Genomic DNA, 24674 nt, shown 5'->3' with positions numbered 1-24674 from the left:
CAAATGCGTTGGGTGGATGCGGGTCTGCCCCGCATCCGGTAATGCCGTTACACCAGCCCAAGGCCGGTGATGACCAGGTCGATCAGCTTGATGCCGATGCATGGGTGCACGATCTGGCCGTGGATACCATCGCGCTGCGTTTTCATCACACCAGCCCCAGGCCGGTGATGACCAGGTCGATCAACTTGATTCCGATAAAGGGCACGATCAGACCACCGACACCGTAGAGCAGCAGGTTGCGGCGCAGCAGGCTGGCTGCCGTGCCCTGCAGGCTGACCCCGCGCAGGGCCAGCGGCACCAGTGCGACGATGATCAGGGCGTTGAAGATGATGGCCGACAGGATGGCGCTTTCCGGGCTGCCCAGCTGCATCAGGTTCAGCGCCCCCAGCTGCGGATAGGCGGCGATGAACAGGGCCGGCAGGATGGCGAAGTACTTGGCCACGTCGTTGGCGATGGAGAAGGTGGTCAGGGCGCCACGGGTTACCAGCAGCTGCTTGCCTACCAACACCACGTCCAGCAGCTTGGTGGGGTTGGAGTCGAGATCCACCAGGTTGCCCGCCTCCTTGGCGGCCTGGGTGCCCTCGTTCATGGCCAGCCCCACGTCGGCCTGGGCCAGAGCAGGGGCGTCGTTGGCGCCGTCCCCGCACATGGCCACCAGCCGGCCGTCGGCCTGCTCCTGACGGATGTAGGCCAGCTTCTTCTCCGGTGTCGCCTCGGCGATGAAGTCGTCCACCCCGGCCTCGGCGGCGATGGCGGCGGCGGTCAGCGGGTTGTCGCCGGTGATCATCACGGTGCGGATCCCCATGTGGCGCAGGATCTGGAAGCGGGCCTTGATGCCCGGCTTGATGATGTCCTTGAGGAACACCACCCCCAGCAGCTTCTCGTGGGTGCAGACCAGCAGCGGGGTGCCGCCCTGGCGAGCTATGCTGTCCACCGACTTGAGGATGGGCTCGGGCACCGCCTTGCGATCGAGGGAGAGGTAGCGCAGCACCGCATCCACCGCCCCCTTGCGATAGTGATGACCGTTGCGATCCAGCCCGCTCAGCCGGGTCTCGGCGCTGAAGGGGATCAGGATATCGCTCTCCAGCTGGCTCGGTCTGGTGTGGCTCTTGCCAGCCAGGGTCAGGATGGACTTGCCCTCCGGCGTGTTGTCACCGAGCGAGGCCAGCATGGCGGCCTGGGCCAGCAGGGCCGGATCGATACCGGGGGCCGGGATCAGTTCATCCGCCATCCGGTTGCCGAAGGTGATGGTGCCGGTCTTGTCCAGCAGCAGGGTGCGCACGTCGCCGGCGGCCTCCACCGCCCGGCCCGACTTGGCGATCACGTTGAGTTTCACCAGCCGGTCCATGCCGGCGATGCCGATGGCGGAGAGCAGACCGCCGATGGTGGTCGGGATCAGGGTGATGAACAGCGCCAGCAGGTAGAGCCGGGGCACCTGGGTGCCGTTGTAGTCGAGGAACCAGGGCAGGGTGGCCACCACCAGCAGGAAGATCAGGGTCAGTCCCACCAGCAGGGCGTCCAGCGCCATCTCGTTGGGGGTCTTCTGGCGCTTGGCCCCTTCCACCAGCGCAATCATGCGATCCAGGGTGCTTTCGCCCGGATTGTTGCTGATGCGCACCCAGATCTCGTCGGAGACGACGGTGGTGTTGCCGGTCACGCCGCTGCGGTCGGTGCCCGACTCGCGAATGACGGGGGCGGATTCCCCCGTGATGGCCGCCTCGTTGACCGAGGCGATGCCGGCGACCACTTCGCCGTCGGCGGGGATCATCTCGCCGCTGCGCACCAGCACCAGATCGCCCTTGCGCAGGCTGGTGGCAGGCACCCACTCCCCCTTGTCATCCTGCGGATGGGTGACCCGGCGTGCCCTGAGCTGGCTCATGCCGGCCTTCAGGCTGTCAGCCCGCGCCTTGCCGCGCCCCTCGGCCAGGGTCTCGGCGAAGTTGGCAAACCAGAGGGTGAGCCAGAGCCAGGCGGTCAGCTGCCAGGCCAGCGAAGGAGCGACGCCGGAGACAGGCTGCCCCAGCAGCGACTCCACGCTGGCCATCACGGCCGCCAGCCAGAGGGTGAACAGGATGGGGCTGCCGAGCAGCGCCCTGGGGTTGAAGCGATAGAGGGCTTCCACCATGGCCTGCATGATCTGTGATTTCTGTTTCTTGCCCTTCACCTTGAGGGTGTCGGTGCTCATTGAAGCGGACTTGCTCATTGGAAAGCTCCCAGCATCGAATAGTTGACCACGGCGATCAGTGAGGTGTGCAGTATCAGAAGGCACCTCCCAGCAGGCTCAGGTGTTCCGCCACCGGACCCAGCGCCAGCACCGGCAGGAAGGAGAGACCCCCCATCAGCAGCACGGTGACGATCAGCAGGGTGATGAAGAGCGGGCCGCTGACGGGGAAGTCCCCCTCGCTTCGCTCCTGGCGCGGGGCGCGGGCCAGCTGGCCGGCGATGGCCAGCACCGGAATGATGTAGCCGAAGCGGCCGAGCAGCATGGCCAGCCCGATGGCGATGCACTGCCAGCTGTCGGCGGCGGCCAGGCCGGCGAAGGCGGAGCCGTTGTTGCCGGCGGCCGAGGCGTAGGCATAGATCAGCCGGGACAGGCCGTGGGGGCCGTCGTGACCGATGACGGTGGCGGAGTCCGGCATCAGCAGGGTAATGCCGCCGATCACCAATACCCCGATCGGCATCACCAGCATGCTGGCGACCACCCACTTCATCTCGGTGATGCCGAGCCGTTTGCCCAGGTAGGTCGGGGTACGCCCCACCATCAGGCCGCACAGGAACACGGTCAGCAGCACGAACAGCATCATGCCGTAGATGCCGGAGCCGACCCCGCCGAAGATGACCTCGCCGAGCAGCATGTTGATCATGCCGACCATGCCACCGAGAGGGGTGAAGCTGTCGTGCATGGCGTTGACCGACCCGTTGGAGGCGCTGGTGGTCGCCACTTCCCAGATGCTGGAGAGCAGGGGGCCGAAGCGGCTCTCTTTGCCTTCCCAGTTGCCGGCCATGTTGCTGGCGTCAGTGGTGAGCTGGGCGAGGTCAGGGTCCGGTTTCAGCTCCTGGGTGATGGAGACGAAGAGCCCGATCACCATCATCAGGGTCATGGCGACAAGGATGGCGCGGCTGTGGGCCAGATCCTTCACGTAGCGACCCAGGGTGCAGACCATGGCGGCGGCCAGCGTCAGCAGGGCGACCATCTCCAGCCAGTTGGAGAGGGCGGTCGGGTTCTCGAACGGATGGGCCGAGTTGACACCGAAGAAGCCGCCGCCGTTGGAGCCGAGCTGCTTGATGGCGATCTGGGAGGCCGCCGGGCCGAGCGGCAACAGCTGCTCCTGGCCTTCCAGCGCGTGGAACGGCAGGTAGGCCGACAGGCTCTGGGGTACTCCCTGCCAGACCAGCAGCAGCGCCAGGATCAGTGCCATCGGCAGCAGCACGTAGAGGCAGAAGCGCACCAGATCCTGCCAGAAGTTGCCAAGGTGGGTGGTCTGCTGGCGGGCGATGCCGCGGAACAGGGCGATGGCAACGGCGGCGCCGGTGGCGGCGGAGACGAAGTTCTGGGTGGTGAGCCCCACCATCTGGCTGAAGTAGGAGAGGCTGGCCTCGCCGGAGTAGGCCTGCCAGTTGGTGTTGGTCATGAAGCTGACCGCGGTGTTGAAGGCGAGTTGCCAGTTCAGCCCGGGCAGCTGTTGCGGGTTGAGGGGCAGCAGCCCCTGCGCCAGCAGGATCAGGAACAGCAGGCCAAAGCCGGCGCCGTTGAAGGCCAGCAGGCTGAGGGCGTAGGACTTCCAGTCCTGCTCGCGCCCGTCCGTGCCGCAGCAGGCCAGGGTGGCGCGCTCGACGGGAGCCAGCCAGCGACTCTTGCCCTCAAATACCCGATAGAGGTAGTTGCCAAGCAGAGGCGCCGGCAGCAGCACCAGCAGTACGAACGCGACGGGATAGATAATCTCTTGCCACATTTCCGGTTCCTCACTCATGGGTGCGCGCAAGGGCGCGCAGCAGATAGCCCGCGAGGGCGAGGACCAGCAGCAGATATAGCCAATTCATATCGACTCCATTGGTGTAATTGACGACCAAATGGTAGGAATAACCGGCGTAAAGGCGCCATAAAGCCGGATTTGGCAGGCGTAAAATCGGCGTAAAAAAGCAGGTGTGGGCGCTATTTGGGGGAGGGGAAAGATCGAAAAACCCGGCCTGAGCCGGGTTTGGTAGCAAGTGGCTGAGGCTGACCTGATAGTGACAGGCCAGCTTCAAACATGCTTATCGCATGGTCACAAACTCTTCCGCGCTGGTGGGATGGGGAGTGGGAACGCAGTGGCCGGTTTGACCTCTATGCCCTAGCTCCCTCAGCGCATGGTGACAAACTCTTCCGCGCTGGTGGGATGAATGGCAACGCAGTTGTCGAAGTCCGCCTTGGTGGCGCCCATCTTCATGGCGACGCCGAATCCCTGCAGGATCTCGTCCATGGCAAAACCGATGCCGTGCAGGCCGACCACCTTCTCTTCCGGCCCGACGCAGACCAGCTTCATCCGGGTAGGCTGGCGATGCTGGGTCAGCGCCGAGTACATGGCGGTGAACTGGCTGCGGTAGACCTTGACCTGATCTTCACCATATTCGGCGACGGCTTCCGGCTCGGTCAGCCCTATGGTGCCGATGGGTGGGTGGCTGAACACCACGGTCGGCACCAGATCGTAGTTGAGGTGCTCGTTCGGCTTGTTGTTGAACAGCCGCTCGGAGAGACGACGGCCCGCCGCAACGGCCACCGGGGTGAGCTGGATGCGGCCGGTGTTGTCACCGACGGCATAGAGGTTGGCGATGGCAGTATTCTGGAACTTGTCGGTCGGGATAAAGCCCTTCTCGTCGAGCGTGATACCGGTGGCGGCCAGGTTGAGGTTGTCGGTGGCCGGGACACGGCCGATGGCCCAGATCAGGCAGTCGACGGTGAGGTGGCGACCATCTTCCAGCTGCAGGGTCAGGCTCTCGTCGGCGTTCTTGACCACGGCTTTCGGAATGGCGTGGGTGTGCAGCTTGGGTCCTTCCTGCGCCATGATCTCCACCAGGGTCTCGTGGATCATGGGGTCGAAGTTGCGCAGCGGTGCGTGCTTGCGCACCACCAGGTGGGTCTCGGAGCCGAGCGCCTGCATCACGCCGGCGATCTCCACCGCGATATAACCGGCACCCACCACGGCAACCCGTTTGGGTTGTTCTTGCAACTCGAAGAAGCCGTCGGAGTCGATGCCCAGCTCGGCACCCGGGATGGCTGGCACTTCGGGGCGGCCGCCGGTGGCGATCAGTATGTGATCGGCGCAGTACTGCTCGCCGTTCACCTCGATGGTGTTGCTGCTGACGAAGCGGGCGAAGCCCTTGATGACAGTGATCTGGTTCTTGCCCAGCACGTTCTGGTAGGACTGATGAATGCGGCCGATATAGGCCTGGCGGGACTCGACCAGCTTGGCCCAGCTGAAGTGGTTGAGAGTGGTGTCGAAGCCGTAGTCGGCGCCATATTTCAGGGCATCGGCGATCTGGCCGGCATACCACATGGCCTTCTTCGGCACGCAGCCGACGTTGACGCAGGTTCCACCCAACTCTTTGGCTTCAATCAGGGCAACTTTCTTACCGTACATGGCAGCCCGGTTGGCCGAGGCGATGCCGCCGCTGCCGCCGCCGATGGCGATATAGTCAAAATGCTGTGCCATTGCGAGGTTCTCCGCTCATTAAGAATGCAATCACAGCATGATGGGGATAAAGCGGCTGGCTCACAAGAGCCAGCACTCAGTTATGTTGGATCGGCAGGCGAATATGGAACTGGGCGCCTTGCTCCGGTTCGCTGATGCAGTTGATGCGGCCGCGCAGCAGCTGCACCACCAGGTTGTAGATGATGTGGGTGCCGAGCCCGCTGCCGCCCTGGCCCCGCTTGGAGGTGACGAAGGGATCGAAGATGCGCGGCAGTATCTCGGGCGGGATGCCGCGGCCGTTGTCGCTGTAGTCGATCAGCAGCTCTTCACCCTGTTGCTCTACCTTGATGGTGATCTTCTTGGGTTTGTCCCAGTTGTCGAAACCGTGGTTGATGGAGTTGAGGATCAGGTTCGAATAGATCTGGGTGAAGCTGCCGGGGAAGGAGAAGATCGACAGCTTGGGATCGCACTGGATATCCACTTCGCACTGGGCCTTCTTCAGCTTGTGACCGAGGGAGACCACCACCTGATGCAGGTTGTCGGCGAGGCTGAAGTTGTAGCGTGCCTCGGACGACTGGTCCACCGCCACCTGCTTGAAGCTGGCGATGAGCTCGGAGGCGCGGCGCAGGTTGCCCTGCAGCAGCTGCATGGATTCATCCAGATTGACGGTGAATTCGGTGAGATAGGAGCGCGACAGCTGCTTGGATTCGATGTGCTGCTTGAAGTCAGCCACCCGCTCCTGCAGGTAGGAGGAGGCGGTCACGCTGATGCCGATGGGGGTGTTGATCTCGTGGGCCACGCCGGCCACCAGGGAACCGAGGGAAGCCATCTTCTCCGACTCCACCAGGGTCTGCTGGGCTTGTTTCAGATCGTCGTAGGCCTTGCCCAGCTGGTCGTTGGCATCGCTCAGGCTGCGGGTACGCTCCACCACCTTGCCCTCCAGCTGTTCGTTGAGCTGGATGATCTCCCGCTCCACCTTCTTGAGGCGGGTGATGTCGTAGCCGAAGCCGATCAGGTATTTGAGGTTGGGCCCTTCATAGAAGGGGGCGAAGGTCCACTGCAGCACCAGCTCGTGGCCCTGCTGGTCATGCATCATGACTTCTTTGTCTTCGATGGAGCCGTGATCGGCCAGGGTGGCCGCCAGCTGGTCGCGCTGCTCCTTGCTGACGAACAGATCCAGCCAGTTGTGCTGCAGTATCTCCTGCTGGTGGTAGCCGGTCAGCAGTATGGCCGCCGGGTTGATGCTGGCGATGTTGAGGTCCGGCTCCATGCAGCAGATGACCATGTTGGCTGAGTTGATCAGGGTGGCGGAGAAGTCCCGCTCCTGCTGCAGCTGTTCGGCGGCCTGATGGCGCGCCGCAAATTCGTCGAGCAGCCGGGTGCGCATCTGGTTGAGGGTGGCGACCAGGGTATCGAGCTCGTCGGGTTTCTTGCGGGGCAGCTGGCGCCCCTCCAGAGTCAGCTCGTTGGTGAGCCGGTCCAGATTCAACTTCTGGGCGTAGTGGGCGATGCGGTTGAGGTGACGCACCACCAGGTAATAAATGATGATCAGGATGCAAAACGAGACCACCAGGGTCTTGATGGTCTGGCTGACCATAATCAGCACGGATTTTTCGATGAGGCGCTGGTAGATCTGCTCCAGCGAAGCCGCGACGAACAGCTTGCCCACCACTTCGCCCTGATAGGTGAGGTTGAACTCGCGGGAGATGTCGTAGCTTTCCCGTTCCACCCCCTGGGTCAGCAGCGGCACTTCCGAGTTGCCGAGCATCTCCTTCACCATCACGAACTGCATGTTGGGCAGGTTCATGATGCCCTCGATCTGCACCTTCACCTGCTCTTCATCCAGGTTCCACAGGCTGGCAGCGATGGGCTGCAGGAAGGAGGCCTCAATCTGGCCGATGCTGTCCTCGATGACGGCCACGTCCTTGCGGTAATCCCAGGCAAGCTGCAACACCGTAATGATCATCGCCAATACGGTACTGCACACCAGAATGTAGGAGAGCAGGCGGTATGAGAGTCCGTTACGGCCGACGGCCCTAGCGGTCTTGGAGAAGAGTCCTGACATGGCGTCCTTGCGGTCTGGATATATTGCCATTTAGTTTAACTGCTTCATGCACTTATGTCGTGTTTCGTTCGCGTGATAAAAACAAGGCCCCGAAACGGGGCCTTGTTGATTCAAAAAGGTTTTTAATGACTCCCTTTCGCCTTGGGCGGAATGGATTCATCAAATACCGGCAGCGGTTTGTGTTCGGAGGCCAGGTAGGTGTAGATCACCGGCAGTACGAACAGGGTGAACACGGTACCTATGGCCAGACCGGCCACGATCACGATGCCGATGCTGAAGCGCTGGGCAGCCCCGGCCCCCGTGGCATAGAGCAGCGGGATGAGACCGGCGATCATGGCGGCCGTGGTCATCAGGATGGGTCGCAGACGCACCTTGGCGGCAGTCATGACGGCTTCTATCCGGTTGCGGCCGTGCAGCAGCTGCTCCTCCTTCGCCACTTCACAGATCAGGATGCCGTGCTTGGTAATCAGGCCGACCAGGGTGATCAGACCCACCTGGGAGTAGATGTTCATGGTGGCGGCACCCCAGGCCAGGGCGATCAGCGCCCCGCTGATGGCCAGCGGCACGGAGACCATGATCACCAGCGGGTCACGGGCCGACTCGAACTGGATCGCCAGCACCAGGAAGATGATGGCCAGCGCCAGACCGAAGGTGGCGTACAGGGCGCTGCCCTCGGTCACGAACTGGCGGGCCTCGCCCATGAAGTCGTAACGGTAGCCCTGCGGCAGCTTCTCGTCCGCCGTGGTGTTGAGCCAGTTGATGGCATCACCCATGGTGGTGCCAGGCATCAGCACGGCACCTATGGTGGCGGAGTTGAGCTGGTTGAAGTGGGGCAGGGAGCGCGGCTCGCCGATCACCTCGATGCTGATCAGGCTGCCGAGCGGGATGGATTTGCCATCGGCCGCCCGCACGTAGTAGCCCTTGATCGACTCGGGGTTGAGGCGGTATTTGCGCTCGACTTGCGGGATCACCTCGTAGGAGCGGCCATCCAGGTCGATACGGTTGACGTAACCGTCCGACATCATGGTGCCCAGGGTGATGCCGATGTCCTGCATGGTGATGCCATAGGCACCCGCCTTGTCCTTGTCGATCTTGATCTTCATGGTGGCGGAGTCGTACTGCAGGTCCAGCTCGGAGTAGACGAAGCGTCCACTCCCCTGGGCTGCGGTCAGGATCTCGCTGGCCACCTGATAGAGGCTCTCGAAGTTGTTCGGCGTGGTGATGACGAACTGCACCGGCAGGCCGCTCGAGGCGCCCGGCAGCTCCGGGAACTGGAAGGTGGTGATGGACATGCCGGGCACGTCTTTCACCAGCCCGGCCACCCGGTCCAGCACCTCTTTCTGGCTCGCTTCACGCTGGCTCCACGGCACCATGGAGGCGATGCCGAACGCCTGGTTGGCGTTGAACACCCCGGAGAAGACCTGGGAGAAGGCCACTTCCGGCTGGGAGTCCAGCACCTTGTTCACCTGCTCCATGGTCCCCTGGATATAGTCCAGGTTGACGTTGGAGGGGGCGGTCCCCAGCACGGCCATGACGCCCTTGTCCTCGTTCGGCGCGAGCTCGCTCGGGATGAACTTGAACAGCATCGGCAGGCTGGCGAACACGATAACGGCGAACAGCACCACCACGATGCGCTTTTGCATCACGGCGTGCAGCATGGCGTCGTAACGCACCGTCATGCGTTCGAGCAGGTGGTGTACCGTGCTTTCGAACTTGCCCGGCTCCTCGTTGGCCTTGAGCATCTTGGCGCACATCATGGGCGACAGAGTCAGGGCTATGATGCCGGAGACAAACACGGCGCCCGCCAGGGTCAGCGCGAACTCCTTGAACAGGGAGCCGGTGATGCCCCCCATCAGGGCGATCGGCGCGTACACGGCGGCCAGGGTGACCGTCATGGCGATGACCGGCACGGCGATCTCGCGGGTGCCTATGATGGCGGCACGGAACGGATCTTCTCCCTCCTTGACGTGACGATCCACGTTCTCCAGCACCACGATGGCGTCATCCACCACCAGGCCGATGGCCAGCACCATGGCCAGCAGGGTCATCAGGTTGATGGAGAAGCCGAACATCTGCATCACCATCACCACGCCGATCAGACTGAGCGGGATGGTGATAATCGGGATGATGACCGCGCGGAACGAGCCGAGGAACAGGGTGATCACCACCAGCACGATGGCGGCTGCCTCGGCGATGGTCTTGATCACCTCGTGGATCGATTCGTTGATGGCCACGGTGGAGTCATAGAGGACGTTGGCCTCCATGGTGCTCGGCATGTTGCTCTTCAGGCTCGGCAGCATCGCCAGCACGTCGTGGGCGATGTTGATCGGGTTGGCAGTCGGCGCCGCGTTGATGGCCAGTACCACGGCCTCGCGGCCGTTGGCGGTGGCGCGATAGGTGTCGTGGCTCTTCTCCAGGGTCACCTTGGCGATGTCGGCCAGGCGGATCACCTTGCCGTCACGGGTGGAGACCACCAGGCGCTCGAGCTCCTCGGTGGTGTTGACCTGGGTCTCGGCGTTGCCGTTGTAGAGGGTGAAGTAGCCGGTAGCCTGGCCGGTGGCGGACTGATAGTTGTTGCTGTTGAGCACGTTCATCACGTCCGCGGCGGTCAGGTTGAACGCCGCCATCTTGGCCGGATCCAGCCATACCCGCAGGGCGTACTTGGTACCGCCGTACATGTCGACCTTGGAGACGCCGCCGACGGTGAAGAGCTGGGGTTTGATGACCCGCTCCAGGTAGTCGGTGATCTGGCTGGCGTTGAGCTCTGGGCTGGTGAAGCCGATGTAGAGCACCGCCGTGGTGGAGCCGGTGGACATGGTGACCGATGGGTCTTCCGACTCCTTGGGCAGCTGGGATCGCACCGAGTTGACCTTGGCCAGAATGTCGGACAGGGCGGCGTTGGGATCGGTGTTGAGCTTCATGTAAGCGGTGATGGTGGAGCTGCCGAGCTGGGTGGACGACGTCATGAAGTCGATGTTGTCCGCCTGGGCGATAGCCTGTTCCAGCGGCTGGGTGATGAAGCCCTGGATCAGGTCGGCACTCGCGCCGTAATAGCTGGTGCTGACCGTGACGACCGTGTTGGTCATCTCGGGGTATTCCCGCACCTGCATCTTGAACACGGCCTGCAAACCCAGCAACGCGATCAGGAAGCTGATCGAGATGGCCAGGATGGGCCGTTTGATGAATATGTCGGTAAAGCGCATCTGTCTCTCCGCGTTTTACAGCATGGGAGTCTGGTCAGGAACCTTCAGACCCTGGTCCTGCACGATTTTTACCTTGGCGCCGTTGCTCAGGCGTACCTGGCCGGACATGACCACTTCGTCACCCGCCTTGATGCCGGAGACCACGTGGGCATCGTTGCCCTTGCGCTCGCTCACCTTGACCACCACCTGCTCGACGCGTTTCACGCCGTCCTGCTCCTTGACCAGGTAGACGTTCTCGCCGTACAGGGTGAAGGTGATGGCGGTCTGCGGCAGCACTATCTGGTCCTTCTGGGCCGGCAGCAGGATGCTGGCGCGGGCAAACATGCCGGAGCGCAGCAGGCCGTCGTTGTTGGGGATGTTCGCCTGCACCTGGATCAGGCCGCTCTGGTAGTTGACGGCCGGCTCGATGGCGCTGATGTGACCCTTGAACTGGCGGTTCGGGTAGGCATCCACGTTGATCCGGATCTCCTGATTCAGGCTGATGCGGGAGATGTCGGTCTGCGGCACGGTGAAGCGCAGGCGCATCACGCTGGTGTCTTCCAGCCGCACTATGTCGGTGCCCGGCTGCAGGTACTGGCCGAGGAAGACGTTGCGCAGGCCGACCACGCCGGCAAACGGTGCGCGCACTTCGCGGCGGGCGATGGTCGATTTCAGGCTCTCGATATCGGCCTCGAGGGAGCGATAGGTCGCCTCGGCATCATCCAGCTGGTCGCGGGAGATGGAACCCTTGGTAAACAGGTTCTGGTAGCGTTCGTACTTGGCCTTGGCCGCCGGCAGCTTGGCCATGGAGGCGCGCAGGTTGGCCTTCTCGACGCTGGCGTCCAGGCTCAGCAGCAGCTGGTCCAGCTTGACGGTGGCGCCGGATTCGAAGGAGATGCTGTCGATGGTACCGGACTGCTCGGTTGACAGGGTCACCCCCTGATTGGGTTCGATGAAGCCGATCGCCTCGATGGTCGGTACCCAGTCACGGGTCTCCACCTTGTGGGTGGTGACCGGGAACTCGGGCTCCGGCATGTTGGCCATGTAGTTGGCTATCATCTTTTGCTTGAACAGGTTGAAGCCAATCACGCTGCCGAACAGGGCCAGCGCGATGAGCAACATGATGCTCATCCACTTTTTCATGAACTCTCGCTCCTGAGATATGAGTGCAATGTTTAAGGGGTCAAAATGGCTCGCCAGCTGGCCCGGATCACGGCTTCCAGCTGCTCTTGCGTCAGTTCGAATTGGTGCACCTGGCTTTGCAACGCCAGATTTGCCACACAGTCCAGGCTCAGCACCTGCAGTACCCGAACGGGCAGGTCGATAAACAGGCCCTGTTCTATCCCCCGTTCGTAGAAGCGATCCAGCGGGGCCCAGGCGGCCTGGTTGACCGGGTCCTGCTCCAGCTCCGCTCCCAGCGGGGATGTTTCATACTGCAATTTGCATTTGAGCACGTTCGGTTCGTCGACAAAGATGGCGTGGATGTTGAGCCACAGCCGCCGAAATTGTTCGAACGATACCTCCTCTGTCTGCACGCCTTCCATGACCAGGGGATGACACTGGAGGATGGTGTGCCGATAGAGTTGACGGATCAGGTCATCCTTGTCGCTGAAATAGCGATAGATGGTGCCTGCCGCCACCCTGGCTTTCTTGGCCACCACGGCAATGGAGAGGCCGTGGAAACCCTGTTCGCCGAGTACTTCATGAGCCGCATCGAAAATGCGTTCTTTCTTGTTCATGATTGGATGATCACAACGACTGAATGAACGTTCATTCATTCTAGGGAGGCTTTGAGGCAAGTCAAGTTTTGCCCATCGCTGTCAGCAAGATGGGGTGGGGTCAAAAGTAGCGGGGAGGGGCCGAAACCGGCCTGAATAACACAAAATCGCTTAAAAAAAGCCAGAAACGATGGAAAAACAAGCGGTTGATTCGGCTTGATAAAAAAAGGGTAGACAAGGTGGGTCCTCATCATTAATATTGCGCCCCGTTCGACAGCGTAGCGCCCGTAGCTCAGCTGGATAGAGCGCTGCCCTCCGGAGGCAGAGGTCACAGGTTCGAATCCTGTCGGGCGCACCATCAAAAGTGCGCCGGTTAAACGGGCGAGTTGAAGAACGAAAACAGCTGTGGTGGCTGTAGCTCAGTTGGTAGAGTCCCGGATTGTGATTCCGGTTGTCGTGGGTTCGAGCCCCATCAGCCACCCCATTTTACAGCTTGTCAGGTACGCGAAGGTGGCGGAATTGGTAGACGCGCTAGCTTCAGGTGTTAGTGCCCCCCGGGTGTGAGGGTTCGAGTCCCTCTCTTCGCACCATACTTGCTGTATAACGAGGATGACCGCATGGTCGTCTTTGTTTTTTGTAGAATCAAAATATTCTCGGTGATTAGCGCAGCCCGGTAGCGCATCTGGTTTGGGACCAGAGGGTCAAAGGTTCGAATCCTTTATCACCGACCACATTCTGAAAAACCTCGCTTCGGCGGGGTTTTTTGCTTTCTGCCTTGCCTATCATCCCGGCTTGCCGCGCCGCTGTAACGTTTGTTTACACTCTATCCGGGCAGTCTTGTCCCCCCTTCAGTTATCCTGCCAGCTGGAGTCCTTGGTGACCGGATGTCACAGACCTCTTTCAGGCTTTTTTATGCATAACAAAATCTCGATTTTCTCCTGCAGACCCGCAGTCATGGCCGCCCTGCTGCTGGGCGGTTGTACCCTCAAGCCGCCGATGGATGAGGTGATGAACTCCATGGTCTCTCAATCGCAGAGCGAGTCTGCCTCCTCCCTCTTGCTGACCTACAACGGCTTCTGTGTCGGTGTTGCCGGGCAGCAGGCCGTTACCCAGGTATGCGGTGCCAAAGACACCAGGTCGTTTGAGTGGGCGCTGGGAGAGCTGAAGATGCAGGAGACATGCCTGCAGGCCAGAAGCGGCAATGAACTGATCCTGGCTCCCTGCGATGGTCATGCCCAGTGGGTGTGGCGGGAGGACAAGCTGTTCAACAACAAGGCCTCCCGTTGTCTGGATGTCGCGGGGCGGCGTCACACCCCGAATACGCCCTTGCGTTTGGCAGAGTGCTATGGTGGTGCCAATCAGAGCTTCCTGGTCGGGGGGATTGAGTGATGCGTCCATCTCCTTTGATTGCCGCCTGTCTCTCGCTTTCGCTGGGAGGGTGCCAGAGTCTGGACTCTTCGGATTTTCTGCTGGGGGCCGTGGTGATCGGTGCCATAGGTGCTGCCGCCTACTACGACCACAAGCAGGAGAAGAAGGAAGCCCGCAAGCGAGAAGAGTCGGGGGGCCAGTTGCTGGCAGCCAATGGCAAATGCCTCGACATTGCCGGTGGCGTGCGCAATGGCAACCAGTTGCAGCTTTGGGACTGCAACGGCGGAGAGAACCAGCGCTTTCGTCTGGATGGCAAGGCGGTGAAGGTCGGCGGCAAGTGCCTGGATGTGGCGGGTGGAAATCGCGACACCGGGGCCAGGGTGATCGCCTGGGATTGTCATGGCGGCAGCAACCAGCAGTGGCGCTGGGAGCGGGATCGGCTGGTCAGCCGCAGCAGCCACCTCTGTCTGGATGTATCCAAGGATGGCAGTGCCAATGGCACTCCCCTGATCCTCTGGCAGTGCCATGGGGGCGACAACCAGCGCTTTCGAAGAAAGTAACCCCGGATTGCCAATGCCAGTCAGCATCAACTGACTGGCATTGTTTTTTGGCGTGTCCCGGTGAACGGGGATCAGTAGTTGACGACTTTTTTGGCGTTCCACACCGTCATGGCGAGCAGCATGGAGACCACGGAGGCACCGAGCCAGAAGTACTGGGCACTGCTGAAGTCATAGTGGGTCACGCCGTCGATCTCGCTGGTCTTGATGAGGGCCGCGGAGACCAGCTCCTGGATGGAGGCGGCGATGTAGGAGCAGAGGCCGATGAAGCCTTTCACGGCCCCGACCGCCGTCTTGGGCATCAGGTCGCAGGCGGTCAGGCCGGCCAGGAACACCACCAGACCACCGATGGCGTAGCCGATCAGGGCCAGCGCGACGGCATCCATCATGCGGCTCTGCGGGCCCCAGAACATCAGGCACATGCCGGCCACGTTGGCCAATCCGTACAGCAGGGTGGGGATGTGGCGGTTGGCGTTGAATACCTTGTCGGAGATGATCCCGGCCAGGATGGCGCCGAGGAAGCCTGCGATGGGGTAGGCCGACATGGCGAAACCGGCGTCGATCAGGCTGTAGCCCTTCTGCTCCTGCAGGTAGAGCACGGCCCAGGAGCTCATGGCGTAGCGGGACATGTACATGCAGGCGCAGGCGGCGGCGATGAGCCAGACGACGGGCTGCTTGAGCACGAACAGCTGGGCGCGGCGGATTTCGGCCGGATCCACTTTCTTGGCGATCTCGGGGGCTTCACCAAAGGCGACGGCCGGCTCCGGCAGGGCATAGGTCTGCGGCCGATCCTTCAGTACCAGATACATGCACAGGGCGGCGATCAGGGAGGCGATGCCGGCGCCGATGAAGCCGGCCTTCCAGCCGAAGTAGCTGACGATGGTGGCGGTCAGGATCCAGGAGATGCCTTCCCCTATGTTGCGCGAGCCACCCCAGACCGAGTAGACCGAACCCCGCTGCTTGGGGGAGAACCACTGGAAGATGGAGACGCAGGAGGGGGCGGAGCCGACGGACTGGAACCAGCCGTTCAGGCCCCACATCAGCACCAGGAAGAAGGTGGCGGTGTTCATTCCCATCAGGATGGTGCAGATGGACGAGAGCCCCAGCGAGACCGACATGAAGCGGCCTATGTTGGCGTAGTCGGAGAGGAAGCCGTTGGAGAACTTGCCGACGGCGTAGGTGAACAGGAAGGCGGAGCCGATCACCCCCAGCTCCTCCAAGGTCACCACGCCGGAGTCGAGCATGGGTTTCTTGACCACGTTGAGGCTCATGCGCACGACATAGAACATGGCATAGCCCAGTACCAGCCCCAGGAAGACCTGCCACTGGTACTTGCGGTAAATCGAGCGGATTTTATCGGGCGAGGCATCCATGACCGGCAGGTCGGCTCGCGTCTTGAAGAAGTTGAACATGGGGTTCTCCGTTTCTATTTTGGCAGCATGGTTTCAGAGGGAGCTCTGATAGCGGCTGCCATCATATGAAGGGAGAAATTCAGCCGGCAAAAAGCCGGATATGGGTCAACTCTGACTCAATCATGGGAAAACCATGAGTCAAAAATGACATATTTGAACTGTCCTATTGATATTCGATGAATAACAATAGCCGCGTGCCGAGGCATAATGGGTCAGAACTGGCTCATCCTCGTGAAAATAAAAATTACGGCATGTGCCGAATATTAGATGTACTGCACATATTCCTGAATTAACGCGCGAGTCGACCGATAGTCATGCACCTCTTTTGCCGCCGGCTGGCCCTGTTCATGGGCTGCGTTTTGTTGCCATTCAGCACCCTGCAGGCCGCTTCACTGACGGTGCTCACCTCGTTTTCGGAGGCGCCGGTCAAGGCGGTGATCGAGGGCTTTGCCGAACAATATCCCGGGATCCGGGTCGAAGTTATTTATCGGCGCACCATTCCCTCCCTGCGCTTATTAACGGAGGCCGATGCACCGCAAGTCGATATTATCATGTCCTCTTCGCCGACTTTTTTTAACACGCTGGACAAAGCCGGTTTGTTGGCGGCTTTGCCAAATGAAACTATGCCGCCCAAATGGCTCGCTCCCCATACTCTGGGGCTGGGCAATAAAGTGGCCGTGGTCGGTTATTCCAGCAGTGGCATCATGTATAACCGCCATTATCTGGCCAAATATCAGCTGCCGCAGCCCACCAGTTGGCAGCAACTGGCGTCCCCGCTCTTCATGGGGCACGTGATGATGAGCTCGCCCTCCCAGTCCGGCACCACCCACATGATGGTGGAGAGCGTGCTGCAGCAATATGGCTGGCAGCAGGGCTGGGCCCTGCTGATGCGGCTGGGTGGCAACCTGTCGGCCATCACGGCGCGCAGCTTCGGGGTGAGCGACGGCATCAGCCGCGGTCTGGCGGGGGCCGGCCCGGTGATCGACAGCTACGCCCTCACCAGCCAGGCCCGCTTCGATCACGTCGGCTTCAACATCATGCCCGACTCGGTGATCCTGCCGACCTACCTGGGGGTACCCCGTCGCTCGGACAATCCGCACAGTGGCGCCCTCTTCATCCAGTACCTGCTCTCCGACAAGGGGCAGGGGATCCTCGCCACACCCGGCATGGCCAAGGCCACGCTGAGCCAGCCCGGGCTGGCCAGGCAGACCCGCTACGTCACCGACAAGACGCTGCTCTATCGACGGGCAGGCCTGCTCAAGGCCCTGTTCGAGCAGGCCATCACCCAGCAGCTGCCCAGGCTGAAGATGACCTGGCAGGGGATCAACGGGTTGAATACCCATGGCGAGCCCTGGCGGGTTGCACTGCTGGAACAGGCCATCGCCAAGGCGAGCATGCCGCCGCTGAGCGAGCAGGAGGCGCAGGATCCGGCCCTGCTGGCGCTGTTTGACGGCCTCTATGACCGGGAGCAGGGCAATCCGCAGGCGGAGCGGGTGATGCACCAGTGGCGCCAGGCGACCGAGGCGCGCCTGAACGAGGCGCAGCGGCTGGTCGAACAGGCGGCCAGGCCATGAGCCGGCTGGGACACCTGCTGGCCATGCCGCGCAGCCTGGGGCGGCGGCTCATCCTCGCCTTCGTGGCCATCACCGCCCTGACCGGCGCCATGGGCATGGCCGCCTATGTGATGTGGGATCGGCTGGGCCGGCAGATCCACCTCATCGTGGAGGAGAGCCTGCCCGCCATCGACAACGCCTATCAGCTGGAGCGGGCCAGTTCCCGCCTGTTGCTGTTGCTGGCCCAGCTGCGCGACACCCGGGATCCGGTGCAGTACCAGCGCCTCTCCCACTCGGTGTCGACCACCCTGCGGGACATCCAGCGCGCCTACCGGCTGGGCACCCCGGGGGATCAGGAGACACCCTCGCAACGCCAGGCGTTCGGGGAGCTGAGCGCGCTGGTGGCGGATCACGGGCGCTACCTCAAGCAGCAGATCGAGCACGCCGAAACCCTGCAGCAACTGCAAAAGCGCAGCAACTGGCTGCATCAGGATCTGGTGGATGATGCCGCCCCTCTGCTGCAGGAGGTGGAGTGGCACCTGACCGGCATGGTGGCAAGCCCGGACGACATGAGCGAGTTTGGCAACGTCATCAAGGAGTTCTCCGCCCTGCAGGATCTCACCTTCAAGGAGAACGAGCTGCAGTCCCTGGTCGGCGAGGTGATCGCCCAGCGTTATCAGCAGGATCTGGAGAGCGCCTTCCTGTTCATCGGCTACAAGATCGACGAGATAGACGAGCTGACCTCGCGGTTGGCGGAGTACCCCTCGACCGTGAGCTACCGCCAGATCCTGCAGGACATCATCACCCTGGTGAAGCCGGACGGCCCGCTGCACCGGCTGCTGCTGGCGGATGTGCAAACCCATCAGCAGCTGACGGCCCTGCGCCCCCGGCTGGACGACGCCGTGTCGCGCTATCACCAGAAGGTCAGCCTGATGGTGAGCGACGCCAACCGCTCTCTCAGCGCACTGGGGGAGGACAGCAGCCAGCAGGTGGCGACCGGCAAGCTGGTGATCCTGGTGGTGCTGGCGCTCACCCTGCTGCTCAGCATCTTCGTGCTGGTGGTGCTGATCGGCCGCCGGCTGATCAAGCGGCTCGACCTGCTGGGGCAGGAGCTGGACAGGGTCGCGGCAGGCCGGCTGGACGTGCCGGTCAGCACCAGCGGCCGGGACGAGATCGGCCGACTGGGCGACAGTTTGCGCCACTTCAGCCAGCAGTTACAGCAGATGGAGCGGGCCAATGCCCTCAACCTCATCAACAACACCCAGGCCTGCCTCATCACCTGCCATCCTGATGGCACCATAGAGTCGGTCAACCCGAGTGTGCTCACCCTGTTCCGGCAGACCGGCGTCGAGCCGGGCCGGCCGTTGTGGCAGGCCTTTCCGCCAGCGGCGAGGGCGATGCTGGCGGAGCAGTTCGGGGCGGACCAGCCGCTGCACCGGCTCGGCCACAGCGAGTGCACCCTGGCCTGCGATCAGGACGAGACGCCCCGTTTCCTGCATCTCAACCTGCGCCGCTTCGAACAGGGGCGCGGGTACAGATTCATCATCACCATCACGGATGTCACCCGCCAGGAGCTGACGGCCAGGGAGCTCAGCCTGCGGGTGGCGGAGCGAACCCGCGAGCTGACCGAGAACAACCGGCTGCTGGCCGAGGAGGTGGTGCAGCGCCAGCAGGCGGAGCGTACCCTGCTGCAGACCCAGGATGAGCTGATCCAGGCGGCCAAGATGGCGGTGGTGGGGCAGGCGATGACCAGCCTGGCCCACGAGCTGAACCAGCCGCTGTCGGCAATGATGACCTACCTCTACACCAGCCGGGCGGCCCTCGCCGCTGGCCAGCTGCAGGCGCTGGACCAGGACCTGGGCAAGCTCGACAAGCTGGGGCGGCGCATGAGCCGCATCATCAATGCGCTGCGCCATTTCGCCCGCAAGTCGCCGGCCGAGGAGGTGCGGGTCCGGCTCGAGCTGGGGGCGCTGGCCGAACAGGCCATGTTGCTGCTGGAGACGCGGGCGAAGCGCGATGGCTGCACCCTCTGCAACGAGTTGCCGGAGGGGCTCTGGCTCGAGACCGACCCAGTGTTGCTGGAGCAGGTGCTGGTCAATCTGCTGGTAAACGGGCTGGACGCGGTGGCCGGGCTGGCGCGGCGCGAGATCCGGTTGCAGTTGCTGGAACAAAACGAAGCCCGGCTGCGACTGGCGGTGGTCGACAGCGGCGCCGGCTTCGGCGAGGCGATCCTGCCCAGGCTGTTCACCCCCTTCACCACCTCCAAGGAGGTTGGACTGGGACTGGGGCTGACCATCTGCCGCTCCCTGCTGGCCCGCTGCGGCGGCGAGATCATGCTGGGTTCGGCGCTGACCGGCGGCGCCATGGTGATAGTGGAATTGGCGGCGGCCGACCCTGGCGGGTCGAACGCCCATCAGAACGAGGAGAGTGCCATCTATGCTGTTGCCCGCTAACCGTCCCGCCAACGTGCTGCTGGTGGACGATGACGAGGACGTGCTGGAGTCCTATTGCCACCTGTTGCGGCTCTCCGGCTACCAGCCGAGGGCGACCACCTCCCCCCACGAGGCGCTGGAACTGCTGGCCGGTCAGTGGCCCGGGGTGCTGGTCTCTGACATCTACATGCCCGCCATGAACGGCATGGAGCTGCTGACTCGGGTGCACGAGATAGATGCCGAGATCCCGGTGATCATGATCACCGGCCACGGTGACATCCCGCTGGCGGTGAAGGCGGTGAAGCAGGGGGCGTTCGACTTTCTGGAGAAACCACTTCATCCCCAGGATCTGCTGGGCCTGCTGGAGCGGGCCTGCCAGCAGCGCAGCGCCGTGCTGGCGCGCCGCAGCGAGATCCAGGCGACGGTGGATGACGAACTGATCGGTACCAGCCCGCAGATAGTGGCGATCCGCGGCCAGCTCAACCAGCTGGCGCAGACCGACAAGGATCTGCTGCTGGAGGGGCCGGCCGGCTCTGGCCGCCACACCCTGGCCCGGCTGCTGCACAGGATCAGCGCCCGGCGAGAGCAGGCCTTCCAGCTGCACGACTGCGGGTCGGCACCCAGTCTGGCCGAGGTGCAGGCCAGCCTGGCGCAGGCCGCTCAGGGCACGCTGGTGCTGCAATCCCCGGCCCGCCTGAGCGCCGACTGCCAGCGCTGGCTCGGCAACCACCTGCTGGATCAGGAGCGCAAGGGAGGCAAGTCGCTGCGCACCATAGCGCTGTTCGAGGAGTCGCCGGAGGCGCTGGTGGAGCGCCAGCAGCTGATGCCTGAGCTCTACTACTTCCTCTCCCAGGTGCGGCTCAGGCTGCCGCGGCTGGTGGAGCGCAACTGCGACATCATTCCCCTGTTCCGGGCCTTTCTGCGACAGGGCTGCAAGCGTATCGGCCGGCCGGTGCCGGCGGTGGATCGCGCCTATCTGGAGACGCTCAAGCGGCATCAGTGGCCCGGCAATCTGCGTGAACTGCGCAACGTGGCCGAGCTCTATGCGGTGGGGATCGTCAAGCTGGCCGGTGCGGAGCGGGCCATGCCGCTGGCCAGCGGCAAAGAGCCGCTGGACGATCTGGTGGAGGAGTTCGAGCGGCGGGTGATCGAGGATACCCTGTTCCTCTTCTCCGGCCGGGTGACCGACGCCGCCCAGTACCTCGGCATCCCGCGCAAGAAGCTCTACCTGCGGATGAAGAAGCACCAGCTCGACAAGGAGCAGTTCAAGCCGGCCACCTGAGGGGTTGCCGGCCTGCTCGTTCGGAGGATTATCCGGGTGGGAGCACGCCATGAGCCGCAGCGTGGCTCATGGCGCCTTGTCTCAGGCGACGTCAACGCCCTGCAGGGCGAACAGCTGCTCCAGATAGACGGCGACGCCGTCCTCATCGGAGCTCAGGGTCTGCTCGTGGTTGGCCAGCGCCAGCTTGAGCCGGTCGTGGGCATTGCCCATCACCACGCCGCGGCCGACCATGCTCAGCATCTCGAAGTCGTTCATGCCGTCGCCAAAGGCCACCGCCTGGGACATCTCCAGCCCGTGCTGCTCCAGCACGGCGCGCACCGCATTGCCCTTGTGCACTCCGGCGTGCATCACCTCGAGACAGTCCGGCAGGGAGAAGGTGACGTTGAGCCGATCACCATAACGCTGGTTCAGCTCTGCCTCTATCTGCAGCAGCTTCTCGTGCTCGCCGATGTAAAACACCTTGTTGACCTTGTCCAGCGGGTGGCTGGCGAGATCGGTCAGGCGGTAGCTGAAGCCGGATTCATGATGGAACTGCAGCAGCCAGGGCATCTCCTCTTCTACCAGCCACTCGTCGCCGTAGTAGAGGTTGATGTGGATGGAGGGGGCGCGCTCCAGCGCGATCAGCTCGGCCGCCACGCTGTCCGGCAGGGCCTGGTTGAAGATCAGCTGATCCTGCTTGTCGTGCACCACGGCGCCATTGGAGGTGATGAGATAGATGTCGAGCCCGAGCGTGTCGCGGATGCTGCGCACATCCACATGGTGACGGCCGGTGGCCACCACGAACTTGACTCCCTGATCCACCAGACGGTGCAGGGTATCGCGGGTGCGGGGGGAGATCTGGTGCTGCCCGTTGAGCAGGGTGCCATCGAGATCAGATACAACGACCTTATACATCATCACCTCGGGGTTACGAATGAAAGCGGGAGCAGTGTACAGCAACCGCTCCCGCGACCCCATTTATTTAGGGATACAAAAAATAACCAGACGTCAGTAGCGCGCGAAGAAGGCCAGGGTAGCGTTGAGCGCGGCCTGGCGCTGGGGATCGGCCTCCATGAACAGCTCGTGCCAGGCCCCTTCGATGCGCAGCGGCTTGCCCCCTTCGCAGCGGGCGAGCGCGCAGAAGGCATCCTGCGCCGCGTTGTCCACCACGCCGTCGTCACCGGCCTGCAGCAGCAGCAGCGGCGTCTTGATGGCGCCAGCCTCGGCCACGGCGGCGTCCGCCCCCGTCAGCCCCTGATAGATCCAGTGGGCGGTGGCACCTCCCAGCTTGATCTGCGGGCGCTGCTCATAGAGCTCGCGAAAGGCCTGATAGCGGGCTGCGCTGTGGCTCAGACCGTTGTCGGCAAAGTCGTGGCTCTCGTACGGGCCCTGACCCGGGCCGTAGGGAGGCTCGCCCAGCCAGCCGCCGACCGTGCCTATGGTGGCCGCCAGCCCCTTGGCCAGCCACTTGGGCAGGCCGCCCAGATTGATGCCCATCATGGGGGAGGAGAGCACGGCCGCCTCGATGTCACCGGGCCAGCGCTCCAGATAGCGGGCCGAGATGGCGCCGCCCATGGAGTGGGCCAGCAGGAACAGCTTGGCGGGCTGGTCCGGGGCGATCACCTCGTCATGAAACTGCTTGAGATCGAGCACATAATCGTCGAACTGGTCGACATAGCCCTTCTCCTGGTCGGCCAGCAGCCGATCGGACAAGCCCTGGCCGCGGTGGTCGATGAGGTAGAGGCTGTAGCCCTGACGCCACAGATCCCAGGCCAGCTCCTGATACTTGAGGTAGCTTTCGACCCGGCCGTTGACGATGAGGATGGCGCGATCGACCTTGGCCTGGCGCAGGGCGGCATAGCGGATGGTGACGCCATCCTTGCCCTTGAAGGCACTCTCGACGGCGTGCTGGCGCCAGAAGTCGGGCAGCGTCTGCTGATGGAGGGTGGCGACGTCGGCTTCCGGCGTCAGCTGGTAGGGATTGTTCACGGCGAGGGCTCCGGCGGAAAACAGGGTCAGGGCCAGCAGGGCGGGCGATATCAGCTTCATGATGCCGACTCTTGCTGCCAGTGCTGGTAAAGCCCCTCGATGTCGCCCGAGCAGAGCAGCGGCATGGCCGCCTGCAGGCGCGGCAGCGGCCAGTCCCACCACCGCATCTCCTGCAGCAGGGCAATCTGCTCATCGCCGAAGCGGCGACGGATCGGCTTGGCCGGGTTGCCGCCGACTATGGTGTAGGGCTCCACATCCCGGGTGACCACGGCGCGGGTGGCGATAACGGCGCCATCGCCTATGGTGATACCCGGCATGATCATGGCTTCCGAGCCGATCCAGACGTCATTGCCGACCCGGGTATCCCCTTTGCGTTGGAAGCCGCTCTGCACCCCCTCGCCAAAGGTGCCCGGATCGAACGGGAAGGTGGATACCCACTCCATGCGATGGCCCTGATTGCCGGCCAGCAGGAAGGTGGCACCCGAGCCGATGGAGCAGAACTTGCCGATGAGCAGGCGATCCACCTCGCCCCAGATGCCGCTCTCCCAGGTCTCCCGGGTCGAGCCGTCACCCAGCAGATAGCGTACGCAGTGATCCTCGAACGTCTTGCCATGGTAGTAGCCGGAGTAGTAGCTGTAGTCGCCCGCCTCGATATTGGGGTTGCTGAGATGATCCCGTATTACCTGGGACTCAAGCCAGCTGCCAAAGGGACTATTCATTATTATTGCTCCTGTAATTGCTCATCTTGCTGTGCTGCCCAGCCTTTGCGGGTCAGCTGCATCTGCTGCCACCACTGCTCGTCAGCCAGGATCTCACCGGCCGGGCCGAGCTGGGGATAGGGCATCTCCTTCTCCTTGCAGAGCTGGGCATAGACGGGGTAGCCCCCCTCGAACAGTATGCTGTTCTGCTCTTCCAGGCTTAAGGGGCAGCCGCGTTGATAACAGCCGGCCAGCTCGCGTTGGCGCTGGGCCTCGTAGAGGATGGCGGCGGCGGCCACCGAGACGTTGAGGGACTGCACCATGCCCACCATGGGGATGACGATATGGTGATCGGCCAGGGCCAGCGCCTCTTCGCCGATGCCGTGCTTCTCCTGGCCCACCAGGATGGCGGTGGGTTTGGTGTAGTCGATGGCGCGAAAATCCACCGAGCTGTCGGAGAGGTGGGTCGCCAGGATCTGCATGCCGGAGGCCTTGAGCTCGGCCACCGCGCTGCCGATGTCCGGGTGCAACTTCACGTCCACCCAGTTCTGGCTGCCGCGGGCGGTACCCTTGCGTTTGTGGATCCAGCTCTTGGGCCAGACCGCGTGTACCCGGTGGATGCCGATGGCATCGGCGGTGCGCACGATGGCGGCCAGGTTGTGCGGCTTGTGGACCTCTTCCATGCAGACGGTCAGATCGAGCTGGCGCTGGGCCAGCATGTCGGAAATTCGTTTGAAGCGTTCAGGTGTCATGTCAGTTTCTATCGGGTG

The 24674-nt window shown here is 62.8% G+C and carries 18 protein-coding genes and 4 tRNA genes; 9 read left to right on the top strand and 13 right to left on the bottom strand.

Annotated elements, in window-relative coordinates:
• Positions 1–145: 145 nt before the first annotated feature.
• The 8 genes from kdpB to BN1143_RS17965 form a co-directional block, all read right to left on the bottom strand.
• The gene (kdpB, locus tag BN1143_RS17995) at positions 146–2203 is read right to left on the bottom strand and encodes a potassium-transporting ATPase subunit KdpB (protein ID WP_005307107.1); all 2058 of its coding nucleotides are present in this window, start codon (positions 2201–2203) and stop codon (positions 146–148) included.
• 55 nt (positions 2204–2258) lie between these two features.
• Positions 2259–3953, bottom strand: a complete 1695-nt coding sequence (gene kdpA / locus BN1143_RS17990; protein WP_042051605.1) for a potassium-transporting ATPase subunit KdpA — start codon at positions 3951–3953, stop codon at positions 2259–2261.
• 10 nt (positions 3954–3963) lie between these two features.
• Positions 3964–4248 (bottom strand): hypothetical protein, encoded by a 285-nt coding sequence (locus BN1143_RS22805; protein WP_231570680.1) that lies wholly within the window; start codon positions 4246–4248, stop codon positions 3964–3966.
• A 92-nt stretch (positions 4249–4340) separates the two neighbouring features.
• Entirely contained in the window at positions 4341–5690 is a 1350-nt protein-coding gene (gorA, locus tag BN1143_RS17985; RefSeq protein ID WP_042051604.1) for a glutathione-disulfide reductase, read from the bottom strand.
• A 76-nt stretch (positions 5691–5766) separates the two neighbouring features.
• Positions 5767–7734, bottom strand: a complete 1968-nt coding sequence (locus BN1143_RS17980; RefSeq protein ID WP_185450505.1) for an ATP-binding protein — start codon at positions 7732–7734, stop codon at positions 5767–5769.
• A gap of 122 nt (positions 7735–7856) precedes the next feature.
• The gene (locus tag BN1143_RS17975) at positions 7857–10937 is read right to left on the bottom strand and encodes a multidrug efflux RND transporter permease subunit (RefSeq protein WP_010635626.1); all 3081 of its coding nucleotides are present in this window, start codon (positions 10935–10937) and stop codon (positions 7857–7859) included.
• A gap of 15 nt (positions 10938–10952) precedes the next feature.
• Complete coding sequence (locus BN1143_RS17970; protein WP_042051603.1) at positions 10953–12059, bottom strand: efflux RND transporter periplasmic adaptor subunit; 1107 nt, start codon at positions 12057–12059, stop codon at positions 10953–10955.
• Positions 12060–12091: 32 nt separating this feature from the next.
• Entirely contained in the window at positions 12092–12655 is a 564-nt protein-coding gene (locus tag BN1143_RS17965) for a TetR/AcrR family transcriptional regulator (protein WP_042051602.1), read from the bottom strand.
• 260 nt (positions 12656–12915) lie between these two features.
• Between BN1143_RS17965 and BN1143_RS17960 the strand changes: the two genes are divergently transcribed.
• From BN1143_RS17960 to BN1143_RS17935, 6 genes are all read left to right on the top strand, one after another.
• Positions 12916–12992 (top strand) — tRNA-Arg (locus BN1143_RS17960).
• Between the two features lie 50 nt (positions 12993–13042).
• Positions 13043–13118 (top strand) — tRNA-His (locus BN1143_RS17955).
• 20 nt (positions 13119–13138) lie between these two features.
• Positions 13139–13224 (top strand) — tRNA-Leu (locus BN1143_RS17950).
• Positions 13225–13288: 64 nt separating this feature from the next.
• Positions 13289–13365 (top strand) — tRNA-Pro (locus BN1143_RS17945).
• A 223-nt stretch (positions 13366–13588) separates the two neighbouring features.
• On the top strand, positions 13589–14023 hold the full coding sequence (locus tag BN1143_RS17940) for a ricin-type beta-trefoil lectin domain protein (protein ID WP_042051601.1): 435 nt from the start codon (positions 13589–13591) through the stop codon (positions 14021–14023).
• Positions 14024–14037: 14 nt separating this feature from the next.
• Positions 14038–14562 carry an RICIN domain-containing protein gene (locus BN1143_RS17935; RefSeq protein WP_042051600.1) on the top strand — a complete coding sequence of 175 codons (525 nt, stop codon included), beginning with the start codon at positions 14038–14040 and terminating at the stop codon, positions 14560–14562.
• Positions 14563–14633: 71 nt separating this feature from the next.
• On the opposite strand, the gene BN1143_RS17930 is transcribed toward BN1143_RS17935, so the two are convergent.
• On the bottom strand, positions 14634–15971 hold the full coding sequence (locus BN1143_RS17930) for an MFS transporter (protein WP_005307086.1): 1338 nt from the start codon (positions 15969–15971) through the stop codon (positions 14634–14636).
• Positions 15972–16285: 314 nt separating this feature from the next.
• On the opposite strand from BN1143_RS17930, the gene BN1143_RS17925 reads away from it, so the two are divergent.
• Genes BN1143_RS17925 through BN1143_RS17915 form a run of 3 tightly spaced genes read left to right on the top strand, consistent with a single transcriptional unit; the run spans position 16286 to position 21238 of the window.
• Complete coding sequence (locus BN1143_RS17925) at positions 16286–17545, top strand: ABC transporter substrate-binding protein (RefSeq protein ID WP_197069884.1); 1260 nt, start codon at positions 16286–16288, stop codon at positions 17543–17545.
• Entirely contained in the window at positions 17542–19977 is a 2436-nt protein-coding gene (locus BN1143_RS17920; RefSeq protein WP_042051596.1) for an ATP-binding protein, read from the top strand. The genes BN1143_RS17925 and BN1143_RS17920 overlap by 4 nt, the downstream gene beginning before the upstream one ends.
• A complete protein-coding gene (locus tag BN1143_RS17915; protein ID WP_042051595.1) occupies positions 19961–21238 on the top strand; it encodes a sigma-54-dependent transcriptional regulator in 1278 nt (425 codons plus the stop codon). Before BN1143_RS17920 ends, BN1143_RS17915 begins: the two co-directional genes overlap by 17 nt.
• 81 nt (positions 21239–21319) lie before the next feature.
• On the opposite strand, the gene BN1143_RS17910 is transcribed toward BN1143_RS17915, so the two are convergent.
• From BN1143_RS17910 to trmH, 4 genes are all read right to left on the bottom strand, one after another.
• A complete protein-coding gene (locus BN1143_RS17910; protein ID WP_042051594.1) occupies positions 21320–22132 on the bottom strand; it encodes a Cof-type HAD-IIB family hydrolase in 813 nt (270 codons plus the stop codon).
• 93 nt (positions 22133–22225) lie between these two features.
• Positions 22226–23266 carry an alpha/beta fold hydrolase gene (locus tag BN1143_RS17905; protein ID WP_042051593.1) on the bottom strand — a complete coding sequence of 347 codons (1041 nt, stop codon included), beginning with the start codon at positions 23264–23266 and terminating at the stop codon, positions 22226–22228.
• Positions 23263–23925, bottom strand: coding sequence for a CatB-related O-acetyltransferase (locus tag BN1143_RS17900; RefSeq protein ID WP_017780339.1), 663 nt, complete (start codon positions 23923–23925; stop codon positions 23263–23265). Before BN1143_RS17900 ends, BN1143_RS17905 begins: the two co-directional genes overlap by 4 nt.
• A gap of 2 nt (positions 23926–23927) precedes the next feature.
• Entirely contained in the window at positions 23928–24656 is a 729-nt protein-coding gene (gene trmH / locus BN1143_RS17895; RefSeq protein WP_017783514.1) for a tRNA (guanosine(18)-2'-O)-methyltransferase TrmH, read from the bottom strand.
• Between the last annotated feature and the right edge of the window lie 18 nt (positions 24657–24674).

The organism is Aeromonas dhakensis (assembly GCF_000820305.1).
GTDB classification, from domain to species: domain Bacteria; phylum Pseudomonadota; class Gammaproteobacteria; order Enterobacterales; family Aeromonadaceae; genus Aeromonas; species Aeromonas dhakensis.
The sequence above is the reverse complement of the archived record's forward strand: the minus strand, read 5'-3'. Positions and strand labels throughout refer to the sequence as shown.